This window comes from Salinicola sp. JS01, assembly GCF_030284585.1.
Lineage (GTDB): Bacteria > Pseudomonadota > Gammaproteobacteria > Pseudomonadales > Halomonadaceae > Salinicola.
This window is the reverse complement of sequence record NZ_CP127244.1, coordinates 2,112,686-2,127,505: the sequence shown is the minus strand read 5'-3', so window position 1 is coordinate 2,127,505 and position 14,820 is coordinate 2,112,686. Positions and strand designations below refer to the sequence as shown.

Here is a 14,820-nt window from a genome sequence, read left to right as displayed (position 1 = left end):
GTCGCCTGTGTGTCGGCGCGCGTTACTGACCGTAGTTGCCGGTCAGTGGAACATCGCGCTGACGGATTCCTCGTTGCTGACACGGCGAATGGCTTCGGCGATCAGGCCGGCGACCGTCAGCTGACGGATCTTGCCACTGCGACGCGCAGGTTCGGAGAGCGGTATGGTATCGGCAACCACGAGTTCGTCAAGCACCGAGCCACTAATATTGTCGACCGCGGGACCGGAGAGGATCGGGTGGGTGGCGTAGGCGACCACCCGACGCGCTCCGTGATCCTTGAGCGCCTCGGCGGCCTTGCACAGGGTGCCGGCGGTGTCGACCATGTCGTCGACCACCACGCAGGTGCGGTCCTGGATATCGCCGATGATGTGCATCACCTGGGCCTGGTTGGCCTGCGGGCGGCGCTTGTCGATGATCGCCAGGTCGACGTTGAGCTGCTTGGCGATGGCGCGGGCGCGGACCACGCCGCCGACGTCGGGGGAGACCACCACCAGGTCGTCGTAGTTCTGGCGCTCGATGTCGTCGAGCAGGATCGGCGAGCCGTAGACGTTGTCCACCGGCACGTCGAAGAAGCCCTGGATCTGGTCGGCGTGCAGATCCATGGTCATGACGCGGTCGACGCCGGCCTTGACCATCATGTCGGCGACCACCTTGGCCGAGATCGGTACGCGCGCCGAGCGCACGCGGCGATCCTGGCGGGCATAGCCGAAGTAGGGTACGACGGCGGTGATTCGGGTTGCCGAGGCGCGGCGCAGCGCGTCGACCATCAGAATCAGCTCCATCAGGTTGTCGTTGGTCGGCGCGCAGGTCGACTGCAGAATGAAGACATCCTTGCCGCGCACGTTTTCATTGATCTCGACGGCGATCTCACCGTCGCTGAACTGGCCGACCGTGGCGTGGCCGAGCCGGTTATCGAGGCACTCGGCCACTTTCGCCGCCAGGGCAGCGTTGGCGTTACCGGTGAAAACCATCAATTTAGACACGCGCGGCCACCTTTGAGAGCTGTTTGAAGGTCAGTTGGGACATTCGATCGAAGCAGAGACGAGCAAGACTGCGGCGGGAGAGCGGGTGCTGACGGAGAGTGCCGAGAAGCCGGCGATATGACGTCACGCGCGACGACGCCAGACGCTCGAGGCGCAGGGCGGCAGTCATGGGACGACAGGAGAAGCAGCAGCGCCGGTAGGGAAGTCGTGTGGGCAGAGTGGCCATCGCGTCCCGGTTTCCGTAGGCAGGCTTGCAAAGAGTCAAGGAAGTGGCTGGGGTACCAGGATTCGAACCTGGGAATGCCGGTACCAGAAACCGGTGCCTTACCACTTGGCGATACCCCAGCAATCGTCGGCAGCGCATATTATGCGTAAAAGCGCCGACCGTTGGCTAGCCGTGGATCAAAAACCACGCTCCTGAGTGCGTTGGGCATGACAACCCTGCACTGCGGCGCGTGACTTTCGTCGTCAGGCCGACATGATCTCCAGAGCGCGATGCAGCGGGGAGCGAGCCACGCCGCGTGCCTTGAAGATCTGCCACCCGTCGGGCGCATCGGCGATGACCGCATCGGCCGAGGCTTCGTCCGCGACAGGGCAGAAGACGCAGGCGCCGGTCCCGGTGAGGAGCGCGTCACCGTAGCTCGAGAGCCAGGCGAGGGCGCGGTCGACCTCGGGATAGAGCGCGCGGACGACGCTTTCGCAGTCGTTGCGCCACACCGTCTCGGGGGTGGCCCCGTCGAGTGCGAGGCGCATACTAATGGCGGTGCTGTCACGTGTCAAACCGGGATGCCCAAACACCGCCGCGGTGGAGACCGCGACCCCCGGGTGAACCACCACGAACCAGCGCTCGGCCAGCGCCACCGGGATCAGGCGCTCGCCCACGCCCTCGGCCCAGGCGCTGTCGCCGCGCACGAATACCGGCACGTCGGCACCCAGGCCGAGGCCCAGCGCGGCGAGCCGTTCGCGCCCCAGGTCGAGCTGCCACAGCCGGTCCAGCGCGACCAGGGTGGTTGCGGCGTCGGAGCTGCCACCACCCAGACCGCCACCCATCGGCAGGCGCTTGTCGAGCACGATATCGACCCCGGCACGGCAGCCGGTCTCCTGCTGCAGCAGGCGCGCCGCGCGTACGATCAGATTCTCCTCCGCGCTGACCCCATCGAGCGCCGGGCTCAAGGTGACGGCGCCGTCGTCACGCGGGGTGAAACTGAGGGTGTCGCCATGGTCGAGCAGTTGGAACAGCGTCTGCAGCTCGTGATAGCCGTCGGTGCGGCGCCCGGTGATGCGTAGCAGCAGGTTGAGCTTGGCCGGGGCCGGCAGAACCCAGGACGTCATGGCGTGGTGTCCGCCTGCCCCGGCTGCCACTCGTTGACCACCAGCAGGGCGCGAATGTCGTCATAGGTCATGACCAGGCGCCGCGGCAGCCACAGGCCGCCGGCGTAGGTCCAGTCGCGGTAGGCGATGGTCCAGCCGGCCTGGCGCAGCTGCGCCGGGAAGCCCAGGTCGTCACGCGTCTCGTCGTGCGCCGCACCCGGGGCCGGCAGGCCGCGCACCCAGTAGTCGAGCGCCGAGATCGGCAGCGACCAGCCGAGCTGCTGCTGCATCAGCGCCTCCGGCGAACTGGCCTGGAAGGTGCCGTCGCCGGTGGTCAGCTCGACCGCGCCGGCGCGCCCTTCGAGGACGCTGCGTCCGGTGCCGAAGGGGCCGCTGATGAGCATACGGTAGTGCTGCGGCGTCTGGGTCCAGTCGAGGTTGGCGCTGGTGCTGTCACGCGGGGTGCGCAAGCCTACCTTGCCCGCCACGGTCCAGGTATCGAGCGCTTCGAGCCGACTCTGCTGGCGCTGCCAGTCGTCGGCCTGGCGCGGCGCGCTGGGGGCGGTGGTCTGGCCGGCGCAGCCCGCCAGCCACAGGCTCAGGGCGGCGGCGCCCAGTAGGCGCCAGTGGCGCGATGCCAATGCCGAGAGAGATGACGGGGCCGCACGCGACGTGCTGGCCCGGTCAGGGGTTGGGTACGCTGGTGTCATCGGGACGTCCTGTCGAATCCGAAGCGGGTGAAGGGGTCAAGCGGGGATAGCGGCTCAGCAGCGCGTCGATATCCGGATGCTCGTCGCTGGCGGCCAGGGCGCGGGCGACGAGCGCTCTGGCCTCGTCGTCGAGGCCCTTGGCGGCGAGTACCTCGGCCAGGTGCGCGGCGACCTCCTGGTCGGGCTGGCCGGCATAGGCGCGGCGCAGATAGCCCAGCGCCTTGTCGCTGTCGCCGCGCTTGAAGTAGACCCAGCCGAGGCTATCGAGGATCGCCGGATTCTGCGGTTCCAACTGGTGCGCGCGCTGGATCAGACCCAAGGCCTCGTCGTAGCGGTCGCTGTCGGTGGTGAGCGTGTAGCCGAGGGCATTGAGCGCGGCGGCGTTGTCCGGTTCGCGGGCGATGATATCGCGCAGGGTGGCAATCATGGCGTCGACATCACCCTGGGCGTAGTCGCGCATCGCCCGGCTGTAGAGCAGATCACTGTTGTCGGGGTCGCGCGCGAGGCTGTCGGCGAGCAGGGCGTCGGCGCGCGCGCTGTCATCGGCGGCGTCCAGCGCCTGTACGCCGATCTGGGTCAACAGCGCGCGCTGACGCGGGTGACGCAGGCTCTCGATGCGCACGAAGTTCTCGGCGTCGTCGAAACGTCCGGCTGCGACCAGCATCTGAATCGCCAACGCCCGGGATTCGGCGAAGCCCGGCCCCGGCGCTACCTGGCGGTAGTAGAGCAGGGCATTGTCGGGCTCGTCCTGGGATTCGGCGATGGTACCCAGCAGCAGATAGGCGGTCGGCGGCGTGGCGTCGCGGTCGAGCAGCGGTAGCAGCAGGCGTTTCGCCGGGTCGAGGGCGCCGGCCTCGAGATAGAGCTGGGCCAGCCCCAGGCGCAGGCTGGGGGTGTTGTCGTGCTCGGCCAGCAGCCGGTTCACCTGGGTCTCCGCGGCGTCGAGATCGCCGGCGGCGATCTCGGCCTGGGCCAGGGCCAGTACGAAGCGGGAGTCGTCCGGGGCCAGGGCCTGGCCGCGTCGGGCCAGCGCTGCGGCCTGGGCATTGTCACCGGCCTCGATGGCGATCTGGGCACGGGTCAGCCATAGCTGTGGCTCGGCGGCGTGGGTGCGGGTCAGCCGGGCCAGACGTTGCTGGGCCGCATCGGCCTCGCCGCCGGCCGCTTCCAGCCGTGCCATGGCCAGCTGGGCATCGAGCTGGGTCGGATGCGTGGCGAGAAATGCCCGCAACTGGTCGCGCAGCGGTGACAGCGGGGTGCGCGCCTCGATCGCCAGCTCGACCAGTTCGAGCAGACGCGCCTGCTGCCCGTCGCGGGCCAGCTCGAGGCGGTGGCTCAACGCGCCAGGCCAGTCGCCGCGATCGATGGCGATGCCCGACAGCAGCTCTTCCGGGGCGCTGTCGTCGGGGGCGTACTGCTGCCAGCGCGAGGCCGTGGTGGCGAGCAGCCCGGTGTCGTCGGTATAGCGTGCGGCGAGGGTGGCGCGTTCGGCTAGCGCCGCACTGCGATAGCGTTCGGCCGCGGCCAGGTAGCCGGTGGCCGCGCGGTGAAAGTCGCCGCGCTGCCCGGCCATCTCCGACAGCAGCACCTGCGACAGACCTGCGGCGTCGAAACCGCGGGTGATCGGCGGCGCCGAGGCCATGGGGTCGGCAGTGGGGGCAGCGGTGTCGGCCGACATGCTCTGACAGCCGGCCAGCAGAGCCGCGCAGCCGGCGGCGTATAACAGACGTGTGGGCATGCCGTCCTCGGGATCAGTCGATCGACTCAGCATAACGGCTGGCGGTCGCGGGTCAATCTCGACGCATCGCCCGGGCCCGGGGGGCGTGCGGCAATGACGCAGGGGAGCGCAGACGGGTTGCCTGCTAAGTGTCGTTAGGCTGTGCTAAAATGGCGCAGCCGTCGACGGCCGCGGGCAAGACATGCCGACCTGTGGCAAGCGCGCGGGCCGCGACCTGACATCGCCGCATCCGCTCACCCGCCCGCTGGCCGGCGACGACAGTTGGCGATGGCGCCTCGACCCTTGCAAGATTTTTGACCGTGATTTCATGACGCTGCTAGCTCTGGGTATCAATCACAAGACCGCCGCGGTCGACGTGCGCGAGCGCGTGGCCTTTTCGCCGGCGCAGCTCGAATCCGCGCTGACGCAGCTGCGGGCGCTGCCTGACGTGCGCGAAGCGGCGGTGCTGTCGACCTGCAACCGTACCGAGCTCTACTGCATCACCGTGGACGACGGCGAGCGTCAGCTGGTGGAGTGGCTCGGTGACTTCCACGGCATGCCGGCCAAGGATCTGTTGAGCTGCGCCTACCACTATCACGAGCGCGAGGCTGCGCGTCATCTGATGCGGGTCGCCGCGGGTCTCGATTCGATGGTGCTGGGCGAGCCCCAGATTCTCGGTCAGCTCAAGGATGCCTATCAGATCGCGCGTCAGCACGCCGGTCTCGGCAGCGAACTGGAGCGGCTGTTCCAGCAGACCTTCTCGATCGCCAAGCAGGTGCGCACCGAGACCTCGATCGGTGAGAACCCGGTATCGGTGGCCTACGCCGCGGTCAGCCTGGCGAGCCGCATCTTCGATGACTTCGGCCGCGCCCGGGCGCTGCTGATCGGCGCCGGTGAAACCATCGAGCTGGTCGCCCGGCACCTGCGCGAGGCGGGGATCATGGGGCTGACCGTAGCCAACCGCACCCTACCGCGGGCGCAGGCGCTGGCCGAGACCTGCGGCGCGCGGGCGATCGAATTGAGCGACATTCCCCAGGCGCTGGAGCAGGCCGACATCGTCATCGCCTCCACCGCCAGCGAGCTGCCGATCCTGGGCAAGGGCATGGTCGAGCGCGCGCTCAAGGTGCGCCGCCATCGCCCCATGTTCATGGTCGACATCGCGGTGCCCCGGGATATCGAGCCGGAAGTGGGCGATCTCGCCGATGTCTTCCTCTACAGCGTCGACGACCTGCAGCAGGTGATCGCCGAGAACCGGCGCCACCGCGAGGTGGCGGCGCGTCAGGCCGAGGCGCTGATCGAGCACGGCGTGGAGCAGTGGCTGCACGAGCGTCGGGTGCGCGGTGCCGGCGATCTGATCCGGCGCTACCGCCAGCACGGCGAATCGCTGCGCGAGGATGCCGAGCGCGAGGCGCTGGCCCAGCTGGCCCGCGGCGAGGACCCGGAAGCGGTGATCAAGCGTCTTTCGCATCAGCTCGCCAACAAGCTGATGCACGGCCCCACGCTGCGTCTGCGTGAAGCCTCCGGGCAGTCCCGCCAGGATATCATTCAGGCCGCCGACAGCTTGCTGATCGGCGCCCCCGCCACGACACAGGATTCAGTATGAAAAGACAGGGATGGGCATGAAAGCGTCTCTGCGCGAACGACTGGACGCCTTCCGTGACCGTTTTGAGGAACTCTCCGCGCTGCTCTCCGAGCCGGAGGTGATCGCCGACCAGCCGCGTTTTCGCGATTACTCCCGCGAGTACGCTGAGCTCGAGCCGCTGGTCGAGGCCTGGCGTGACTACTGTCGCACCGAGGGCGACCTCGAGGCGGCGGAGCAGATGCTCAAGGACAGCGACCCCGAGATGCGCGAACTGGCCGAGGAGGAGTGGCATGCCGCGCGTGCCAGCCTTGCCGCTCAGGAAGAGACCCTCAAGCGTCTGCTGGTGCCCAAGGACCCGGATGACGGCAGCGATGTCTTCCTCGAAATCCGTGCCGGCACCGGTGGCGACGAGGCGGCGCTGTTCGCCGGCGATCTGTTCCGCATGTACTCGCGCTACGCCGAGCGCCGCGGCTGGCGTATCGAGGTGGTCAGCGCCAGCCACGGCGAGCAGGGCGGTTACAAGGAGCTGATCGCCCGGGTCAAGGGCGACAGCGTCTACGCCGTGCTCAAGTTCGAGTCCGGTGCGCACCGCGTGCAGCGGGTGCCGGCGACCGAGTCCCAGGGGCGTATCCACACCTCCGCCTGCACCGTGGCGGTGATGCCGGAGGCCGACGCGGTCGGCGACGTCGATATCAACGCCAACGACCTGCGCGTGGACACCTTCCGCTCCAGCGGTGCCGGCGGCCAGCACGTCAACACCACCGACTCGGCGATCCGCATCACCCACCTGCCCACGGGGCTGGTGGTGGAGTGCCAGGAGGAGCGCAGCCAGCACAAGAACCGGGCCAAGGCGATGTCGCTGCTGGCGGCGCGGCTCAAGCAGGCGGCGGTCGATTTCCAGCGCCAGCAGCAGGCCGACACCCGGCGCTCGCTGGTGGGCTCGGGGGATCGCAGCGAGCGTATCCGCACTTACAATTTCCCCCAGGGCCGGCTCACCGACCACCGCATCAACCTGACGCTCTACAAGCTGGGTGAGGTGATGGCCGGCGATCTCGACGAGGTGGTGCAGCCGCTGGTCAACGAGTATCAGGCCGACCAGCTGGCGGCACTGCAGGGCGAGGCGTGACCGCCGACGAGGCGCTGCGTCACGCGGCCCGGCGCCTGAGCGCCTCGCCCAGCGCGCGGCTGGATGCCGAGGTGCTGCTGATGCACGCCCATGGGGTGGATCGCACCTGGCTCTACACCTGGGGCGACCGCGAGCTGCCGGCCGAGAGTGCGGCGCGCTTCGAGGCGCTGATCGAACGCCGCGTGGCGGGCTGGCCGGTCGCCTATCTGACCGGACGGCGCGAATTCTGGGGGCTCGAGCTGGATACCTCGCCGGTCACACTGATCCCGCGGCCGGATACCGAGCGCCTGGTCGAGGCGGCGCTGGCGGTGGCGACGACGGCCCAGGGCACGCTGCTCGATCTCGGCACCGGCACCGGCGCGGTGGCGCTCGCCTTTGCCAGCGAGCGCCCCGACTGGCACGTGCTGGGGGCCGACGTCGAGCCCCAGGCGGTGGCGCTGGCCAGCGCCAACGGCGCGCGCCTGGGGCTGACCAATGCGCGTTTCGTCCAGAGCGACTGGTTCGGCGCGCTGGCCGGGGAGCGCTTCGCAATCATCGTTGCCAATCCGCCCTATATCGATGCCGATGACCCCCATCTAGGCCGCGACGACGTGCGCTTCGAACCGCGCCGGGCGCTGGTCGCCGCGGACGCGGGGCTGGCCGATCTGCGCGCGCTGGTGGCGAGTGCGCCGGCCTTTCTCGAGCCCGGCGGCTGGCTCTGGCTGGAGCACGGCCATACCCAGGCCGGTGCGGTGCGTGCGCTGCTCGGCGACGCGGGCTATGGCCAGATCGCGTCGCTCAGCGACCTGGGCGGGCACGAGCGCGTCAGCGGCGGCCGCTGGGGCTGAATTCGGGCGATGCGCCGAACGCTTTCGCGTCTCACAGGCCCGCTCTTTCACCTCGAGCGCTCGCTTGGGTCGCTCACTTTCGCTCCTCACTTCCCCATCCTCTGACGATGATCCGTATCTCCGAGCGCTGCTGATACAGCGTTTTCTCAATTGTGGCGCGTGCCTAGAGGTCCGACGTGACATCGTGTTAGTAATGATCCCCCCTTACCCGTGGGGAAGCGCTGCATCAATGCCTGCACGGACTCGGCGTCCCCAGCGAATGGCTACGTTGCGCAGTACTCGAAGGCTCGCCTAAACCCATGTTATGTCTCGCCTTCTGCGTTGCGTGCGCGTTGCCCTTGATCTCGTTCGGCGATTGATTCAGCGCTTCCCGAGCGCCTGCCGGCCGTTGCCGCTCGCGGTGGGTGGGGGCTCGTCACGCTTATCTTTCACCGGCTTGGAATAACGACAGCAATGAAAGCCAAATCACGATCGCTGGACCGGATCGATCTCAATATTCTGCGCTGCCTGCAGGAGAATGCGCGCATCTCCTACGTCGACTTGGCGGCTCAGGTGGGGCTCTCCACCACGCCCTGCCTGGAGCGGGTCAAACGGCTGGAGAAGGCGGGCATCATCCGCGGCTACAAGGCGGTGCTCGACCCCGCGGCTCTGCGCGCCAACCTGCTGGTGTTCGTCGAGATCAGCCTGACCACGCAGTCGCCCGCGGTATTCGACGAATTTCGTCGCGCGGTGGCCAAGCTGCCGCAGATCCAGGAGTGTCATCTCGTCTCCGGGCAGTTCGACTACATTCTCAAGTGCCGCATTCCCGAGATGTCGGCCTACCGCCAGCTGCTGGGCGATGTGGTGCTGACCCTGCCCGGCGTGAAAGAATCCAAGAGCTACGTGGTCATGGAAGAGGTCAAGGAGGAGCTGGCACTGCCGATCCCCGACCTCGACCGGCTGGAAGAGAAGTAGCCCGTCCGCCGGCGCGGCACGGGCGCCAGGGGATGAACGATGAACGATGAAGCACTGCTGCGTTACAGCCGCCATATCATGCTCGACGAGATCGACATCGAGGGGCAGCAGCGTCTGCTCGATGCCCATGTGCTGATCGTGGGGGCCGGTGGGCTGGGTTCACCGGCGGCGCTTTACCTGGCCAGTGCCGGGGTGGGGCGGTTGAGCATCGCCGATGACGACCACGTCGAACTTTCCAACCTGCAGCGTCAGATTGCGCATACCCAGGCTAGTCTGGGCGAATCCAAGGCCCGCTCGGCGTGCGCCGCGGCGCGCGCGCTCAATCCGGACTGCCAGGCGCAGCCGCTGACCACGCGCTTGAGCGGCGAGGCGCTGCTCGCCGCGGTCACCGAGGCCGACCTGGTGCTCGACTGCACCGACCGCTTCAGCAGCCGCTTCGCCATCAACCGCGCCTGCGTGGCGAGCCGTACCCCGCTGATCAGCGGTGCCGCGATCCGCTTCTCGGGCCAACTGGCAGTGTTCGACCACGCCGACGACAGCCCCTGCTACGCCTGCCTCTACGGCGAGCAGGGCGATGACGAGGCGCTGAGCTGCGCCGAGAGTGGGGTCATCGCGCCGCTGGTCGGGGTCATCGGCAGCTTTCAGGCGCTGGAGGCGCTCAAGTGGCTGAGCGGTGCCGGCCGAGCGCACCGCGGGCTCTCCACCTTCGATGCGCTCAGCGGAGAGTGGCGCCACTTCGCGCTGCCGCGGGACCCGGCCTGCCCGGTCTGCGCGCCGCGCTGAGAGGGCTGCCTCAGCGATTGGGCAGGGTCAGCGCGCCGAGCCAGCGCTCGACCTCGGCACTCTCGGCCGGGCGCTGGAGATAGCGGCCGAGGAAGCGGCGCCAGGTGGCGCTGCGCCACTGCGGTAGACGGCGGGCGAAGACCTCGAGATCGCGGCGCTTTTCGCGGCCGGCGTTGAGCAGCGGGCGTGACTTTTCCAGGTCGATGAAGCGGGCCTCGAAGCCGGTGGGCGCGTCTGCTGCCGGGCGCAGGAAGACGTGCTTGGCATACAGGCTGCCGTGGCGCCAGCGGCGGCCGTGCAGGGTGGCGAGCAGGTCGGCGCAGGTGTCGACGATGGCGTCGCTGGTCGCCGCCTCGAGCGTCTCCCAGTGGGCGTGATGCTCGATCATGTCGGTGTAGCCGCTCAGCGCCGGGGTCACCAGAATCGCCTGCCAGCGTCCGTCGCGACGCCGCTCCTCGAAGTAGGCGCTCTCCAGCGCGGGAATACCGAGACGGTGAAACGCCGCGATGTTGCGCGCCTCGCGGGCGAAGGTGGGCTCGCCCCAGGGGCGGCTCAGGCTGCGCCCGAGATGATTGGTCTGGCGCTTGAGGAAGAAGTCCCTCGGCGGCAGGCCGGGGGCCTCCAGGGTCATGCGGCACACCTCCGAGTGGCCGCCACGTTCCAGATTGGGCGCGTCCACCGGCGTCAGCGAGAGCGACCACAGGGCATCGAAGTCTTCGAGTTCGTTGGCGGCGAAGTAGGGGCGGGCGTCGGCGGAGAGGAAGCGTTTCACGGGCATTCTCGAACTTGTGGCCAGGGCGGGGCGTGGTATCGTCGATGGCGCGACGACGGTACCGTACGCCTCGCGATCTCATCCGATCTTAACATTTCGTTTAAGCGGCGCTTAATCTTTCGCGCCTCTCGATGCCGATACGCGAGTCGTCGATGCGAGACCGTACAGATGCCTGCGCGGTCCGCGATGCGGCGCTTTCCTTCCCACTGGCGGAGTTCGATGCCCCGATGACAGCCCAGACCACGGCCCAGGCGCCGCTTTCCTACTACCGGGCGAGTCGCCAGGTCGATCTCGCCCCCGCCGCGCCGCTTCGAGGCGAGGTCAAGGCGGATGTCTGCGTGATCGGCGGCGGTGTCACCGGCTGCTCGGCGGCGCTGCATCTGGCCGAGCGTGGCTACCGGGTAGTGCTGCTCGAGGCGGGGGAGATCGGTCACGGCGCCTCGGGGCGCAGCGGCGGCCAGATCCTGCCCGGCTTCGGCACCGAGATGCCGGTGATCGACAAGGCGGTGGGGCGTGACGCGGCGCGGCGGCTGTGGGCGATGAGCTGCGAAGCGGTGCGCCTGACCCAGACGCTGATCGAGACGCATGCCATCCCCTGCGATCTGCGCTGGGGTTACGTGCATGCGGCGGTCAAGCCGCGCCACCTGAAGGCGATGCGCGAGCACGCCGACTATATGGCGCGGACCTTCGACTACCACGGCGAGCAGTGGCTCGACCGCGAGGCCCTGGCCGCCCACGTGCGCACCCCGCGCTATCTGGGCGGGCTCTACGATGCCGGTGGCGGCCACCTCCACCCGCTCAACTACACCCTGGGTCTGGCCCGTGCCGCTCAGCGCGCCGGCGCCGAGCTGCACCCCGACAGCCGTGCCCTCGATGTGATCCAGGGCGACCGGCCGCGGGTCACCACCGCGGCCGGCGAGGTGCGGTGCGATGCCGTGGTGGTCGCCGGCAATGCGTATCTGGGCAACCTGGTACCGGCACTGACCGGGCGCGTCATGCGCGTGGCCAACTACATCATCGCCACCGAGCCGCTGGGGGAGACCCGGGCGGCGAGCCTGCTGCCCAGCGATGCCGCGGTCTCGGATGCCAACTTCGTGCTCGACTACTACCGCCTCTCCGCCGACCGCCGGCTGCTCTACGGCGGCGAGGTGAGCTACACCGGGCGCGAGCCGCGCGGGCTCGATCGACGCATGCGTGACAAGATGCAGGCGCTGTTTCCGGCGCTGCGCGGCGTGGGTATCGACTATCGCTGGGGCGGGGACGTCGGCATCACCCTGAACCGTGCCCCGGATCTGGGGCGGATCGGCCGCAACCTCTACTACGCCCAGGGATACTCGGGCCACGGCATGGCCCTGGCCGGCCTCGCCGGGCAGATCCTGGCCGAAGCGATCGGCGGGCAGTTCGAGCGTTTCGACGACTTCGCCGCCATCCGCCATCGCCACTTCCCCGGCGGCGAGCGCTGGCGGGTGCCGCTGCTGGCGCTGGCGACGACCTTCTATCGACTGCGCGACCGTCTCTGAGAGGCTCCCTCCGGGTGGCCGCGGACGGCACTCGGCTGGCCTCGACTAGTGCGTGCGGGGCTTGTCAGCGCTTGCTCGGGTCGGCGCGGTAGTCGCGGATCATCAGGTGCAGCACGTGCATCAGCCTTGCTGCTCCCGGCGAGAGACGGCGCTCGCGCAGGCTGATCAGGCCGTAGGGCTGGACGCTCAGCGCCTCGGGCGAGGGTAGCGTGGCGAAGCGCGGCTGGGCGCAGAGCAGCTCGGCGACCTCCTGGGTCGTCACCGTGATCGCCTCCGACTTGTCGACCATCGCCAGCGCCATGTAGATGTCCGGGGTGTTGATGATGCGTTCGGGGGGCGCGACACCGAAGTGCAGAAACAGGTGCTCCACCCGCTGACGCATGAGTGAACCGGTCGGCTGCAGCACCCAGGGATAGTCGCGCATGGCGCTCAGGGCCGGCGCCTCGACGCGCGCCAGCGGATGGTCGTGGCGGCAGATGAAGCATAGCGCCTCCTCGCCGATCTCCTCGAAGACGAAGTCGCCCGCGGGCAGGGCGCTGGGAATGCGCGCGATGGCGAAATCGAACTCGCCGTCGCGCAATCGGGGCACCAGATTGTGGCTGACATCGACATCGATGTTGACCTGCAAATGCGGGCTGTCGCGATGGACGCGCTCGACCGCGCTGGCGAGCAGGGTGACCGCCGGCGCCAGCACCGTGCCCACCGAAACCGTACCGGCGTTGCCAGCGCTGAAGGCATTGAGCTCGTCGCCGGCCTGGGCCAGCGAGGTGAACATGCTGCGAGCGTGGCGGATCAGGATCTCACCGTACCAGTTGGGCGTCACGCCGCGGGCGTGGCGCTCGAACAGGCTGACCCCGAGCTGCCCTTCGATATCGCTCAGCAGCTTGGAGGCGGCGGGTTGGCTCATGCCCAGCTGTGCCGCCGCGCGATGCAGGTTGCGGCACTCGTCGAGCGTCACGAACAGCTGCAGATGGCGGAACTTGAGCCGGGCTTTCAGGAACCAGTCGGCGGGCAACGGGGCCTCGGGTCGGGATTTCATGCGCTGGGTGATGCCTCCATTCGACGTTTTACCGATAGCGATCGCCGCCCGGCACAGGCTCAATCGGCGCGACAACCCGTCAGCGGCCCCGGTCGCCGCGGACTGCCTCTGCCACAGGAGTTTCAGCCCCCATGTCCTTGCCTGCCAACATCCAGCGCAGCGCTTTCGGCACCCTGCCCGATGGACGCCCGGTCAGCTGCTATCGGATCACCAACGAAAGCGGCATCGAGCTGCGGGTGATCGACTACGGCGGCATCATCCTCTCGCTGAAGACACCGGATCGTGATGGGCGGCTCGACGATATCGTGCTCGGCTTCGATTCGCTGGCCGATTATCTCTCGCCGGCCTACCGTCAGGCCAACCCCTACTTTGGTGCCCTGATCGGACGTTACGCCAATCGTATCGGTGGCGCCGAATTCAGCCTGGCGGGCCAGCGCTACCGGCTGGCCAGCAACGATGGCGGCAACTCGCTGCACGGTGGCGACCCCGGCTTCGATCGTTGCCTGTGGCAGGCCGAGACCTTCACCGAAGACCGCGGCAGTGGCCTGGTACTGAGCCGTGTCAGTGACGATGGCGAAGCGGGCTATCCGGGGCGACTGAGCGTGCGGGTCAGCTATCTGCTGGGCGATGACGACAGCCTCGAGATCGCCTACCACGCCGAGACCACCCGGGCGACCCCGGTCAATCTGACTCAGCACAGCTACTTCAACCTGCGCGGCGAGGGCAATGGCGATGTGCTCGACCACCGCCTGATGCTGGCGGCCAGCGCCTTTACCCCGGTCGACGAGCAGCTGATTCCCAGCGGCGAGATCGCGCCGGTGGCGGGTACGCCGTTTGATTTCACCTCGCCGATGGCGATCGGCGCGCGCTCGCGCCAGCGCCATCCGCAGCTCGTCCGGGCCGGCGGCTATGACCACAATTTCGTGCTCGATGGCGTTGACGCCGACGAGTCGGGGCTCAGGTTCGCTGCGCGGGTGACCGAGCCCGAGAGCGGCCGGGTGCTCGAGGTCGCCACCAGCGAACCGGGGCTTCAGTTCTACGCTGGCAACGCGCTCGATGGCACGCTGACAGGCAAGGCCGGCCAGCCCTACCGGCAGCACGCCGGGCTGGCGCTGGAAACCCAGCACTTTCCCGACTCGCCGCATCGGCCCGACTTCCCCGATACGGTCCTGCAGCCGGGTGAGGTCTACCGTTCGCGCACTCGCTATCGCTTCTCCTGCCTTGCCGCTTCCGCCTGAGGTTGTTGACGCGACGGTTCGTTCGTCTACCCGCAGCGATCCGCGCCTGGTGGCGCTGTCAGGAGTTAGTTGACACCGTGAACGAAAGTCGCGGAAGACTTTAGTCTGGCGCCATCGGCCCATTGCAGACGGCGGCCCCGCGCCGCGTCTCGTGTCTCTCCCGCTGGATATTCATTTGCGTATCGCAAATCGCGCTCCTCGTTATTAGTTGGTTATTGCGGCAGCGCTTATCGTCGAGCGCGTACGGCGCCGGCTCC

Annotated in this window: 13 protein-coding genes and 1 tRNA gene; 7 read left to right on the top strand and 7 right to left on the bottom strand. The window is 68.4% G+C overall.

The features are described 5' to 3' along the window. Nucleotides 1-42: 42 nt before the first annotated feature. The 5 genes from QO259_RS09660 to QO259_RS09640 all read right to left on the bottom strand — a co-directional run bounded on the left by QO259_RS09660 (nucleotide 43) and on the right by QO259_RS09640 (nucleotide 4,743). Nucleotides 43-984, bottom strand: a complete 942-nt coding sequence (locus tag QO259_RS09660) for a ribose-phosphate pyrophosphokinase (RefSeq protein ID WP_207036021.1) — start codon at nucleotides 982-984, stop codon at nucleotides 43-45. A 270-nt stretch (nucleotides 985-1,254) separates the two neighbouring features. Continuing rightward, nucleotides 1,255-1,329 (bottom strand) — tRNA-Gln (locus QO259_RS09655). 123 nt (nucleotides 1,330-1,452) lie between these two features. Then, complete coding sequence (ispE, locus tag QO259_RS09650) at nucleotides 1,453-2,316, bottom strand: 4-(cytidine 5'-diphospho)-2-C-methyl-D-erythritol kinase (RefSeq protein WP_285952631.1); 864 nt, start codon at nucleotides 2,314-2,316, stop codon at nucleotides 1,453-1,455. Continuing rightward, complete coding sequence (lolB, locus tag QO259_RS09645; RefSeq protein ID WP_285952630.1) at nucleotides 2,313-3,005, bottom strand: lipoprotein insertase outer membrane protein LolB; 693 nt, start codon at nucleotides 3,003-3,005, stop codon at nucleotides 2,313-2,315. The genes ispE and lolB overlap by 4 nt, the downstream gene beginning before the upstream one ends. Then, the gene (locus QO259_RS09640; RefSeq protein WP_285952629.1) at nucleotides 2,980-4,743 is read right to left on the bottom strand and encodes a tetratricopeptide repeat protein; all 1,764 of its coding nucleotides are present in this window, start codon (nucleotides 4,741-4,743) and stop codon (nucleotides 2,980-2,982) included. The genes lolB and QO259_RS09640 overlap by 26 nt, the downstream gene beginning before the upstream one ends. A 307-nt stretch (nucleotides 4,744-5,050) precedes the next feature. On the opposite strand from QO259_RS09640, the gene hemA reads away from it, so the two are divergent. The 5 genes from hemA to QO259_RS09615 all read left to right on the top strand — a co-directional run bounded on the left by hemA (nucleotide 5,051) and on the right by QO259_RS09615 (nucleotide 9,994). Then, nucleotides 5,051-6,325, top strand: a complete 1,275-nt coding sequence (hemA, locus tag QO259_RS09635; RefSeq protein ID WP_207036017.1) for a glutamyl-tRNA reductase — start codon at nucleotides 5,051-5,053, stop codon at nucleotides 6,323-6,325. A 16-nt stretch (nucleotides 6,326-6,341) separates the two neighbouring features. Further along, nucleotides 6,342-7,430 (top strand): peptide chain release factor 1, encoded by a 1,089-nt coding sequence (gene prfA / locus QO259_RS09630; protein ID WP_285952628.1) that lies wholly within the window; start codon nucleotides 6,342-6,344, stop codon nucleotides 7,428-7,430. Continuing rightward, nucleotides 7,427-8,257, top strand: a complete 831-nt coding sequence (gene prmC / locus QO259_RS09625) for a peptide chain release factor N(5)-glutamine methyltransferase (protein WP_285952627.1) — start codon at nucleotides 7,427-7,429, stop codon at nucleotides 8,255-8,257. The genes prfA and prmC overlap by 4 nt, the downstream gene beginning before the upstream one ends. A gap of 453 nt (nucleotides 8,258-8,710) precedes the next feature. Continuing rightward, nucleotides 8,711-9,211 carry an Lrp/AsnC ligand binding domain-containing protein gene (locus QO259_RS09620; RefSeq protein ID WP_035471562.1) on the top strand — a complete coding sequence of 167 codons (501 nt, stop codon included), beginning with the start codon at nucleotides 8,711-8,713 and terminating at the stop codon, nucleotides 9,209-9,211. A 39-nt stretch (nucleotides 9,212-9,250) separates the two neighbouring features. Further along, complete coding sequence (locus QO259_RS09615; RefSeq protein WP_285952626.1) at nucleotides 9,251-9,994, top strand: HesA/MoeB/ThiF family protein; 744 nt, start codon at nucleotides 9,251-9,253, stop codon at nucleotides 9,992-9,994. A 10-nt stretch (nucleotides 9,995-10,004) separates the two neighbouring features. On the opposite strand, the gene QO259_RS09610 is transcribed toward QO259_RS09615, so the two are convergent. Then, complete coding sequence (locus tag QO259_RS09610) at nucleotides 10,005-10,766, bottom strand: lipopolysaccharide kinase InaA family protein (RefSeq protein WP_285952625.1); 762 nt, start codon at nucleotides 10,764-10,766, stop codon at nucleotides 10,005-10,007. Between the two features lie 152 nt (nucleotides 10,767-10,918). Between QO259_RS09610 and QO259_RS09605 the strand changes: the two genes are divergently transcribed. Next, nucleotides 10,919-12,286, top strand: coding sequence for an NAD(P)/FAD-dependent oxidoreductase (locus tag QO259_RS09605; protein ID WP_285952624.1), 1,368 nt, complete (start codon nucleotides 10,919-10,921; stop codon nucleotides 12,284-12,286). Nucleotides 12,287-12,350: 64 nt separating this feature from the next. On the opposite strand, the gene QO259_RS09600 is transcribed toward QO259_RS09605, so the two are convergent. Further along, nucleotides 12,351-13,325: a LysR substrate-binding domain-containing protein gene (locus QO259_RS09600; protein WP_285952623.1), complete on the bottom strand. Its 975-nt coding sequence runs from the start codon at nucleotides 13,323-13,325 to the stop codon at nucleotides 12,351-12,353. Between the two features lie 131 nt (nucleotides 13,326-13,456). On the opposite strand from QO259_RS09600, the gene QO259_RS09595 reads away from it, so the two are divergent. Continuing rightward, nucleotides 13,457-14,563, top strand: a complete 1,107-nt coding sequence (locus QO259_RS09595) for an aldose epimerase family protein (protein ID WP_285952622.1) — start codon at nucleotides 13,457-13,459, stop codon at nucleotides 14,561-14,563. The last annotated feature ends 257 nt before the right edge of the window (nucleotides 14,564-14,820 follow it).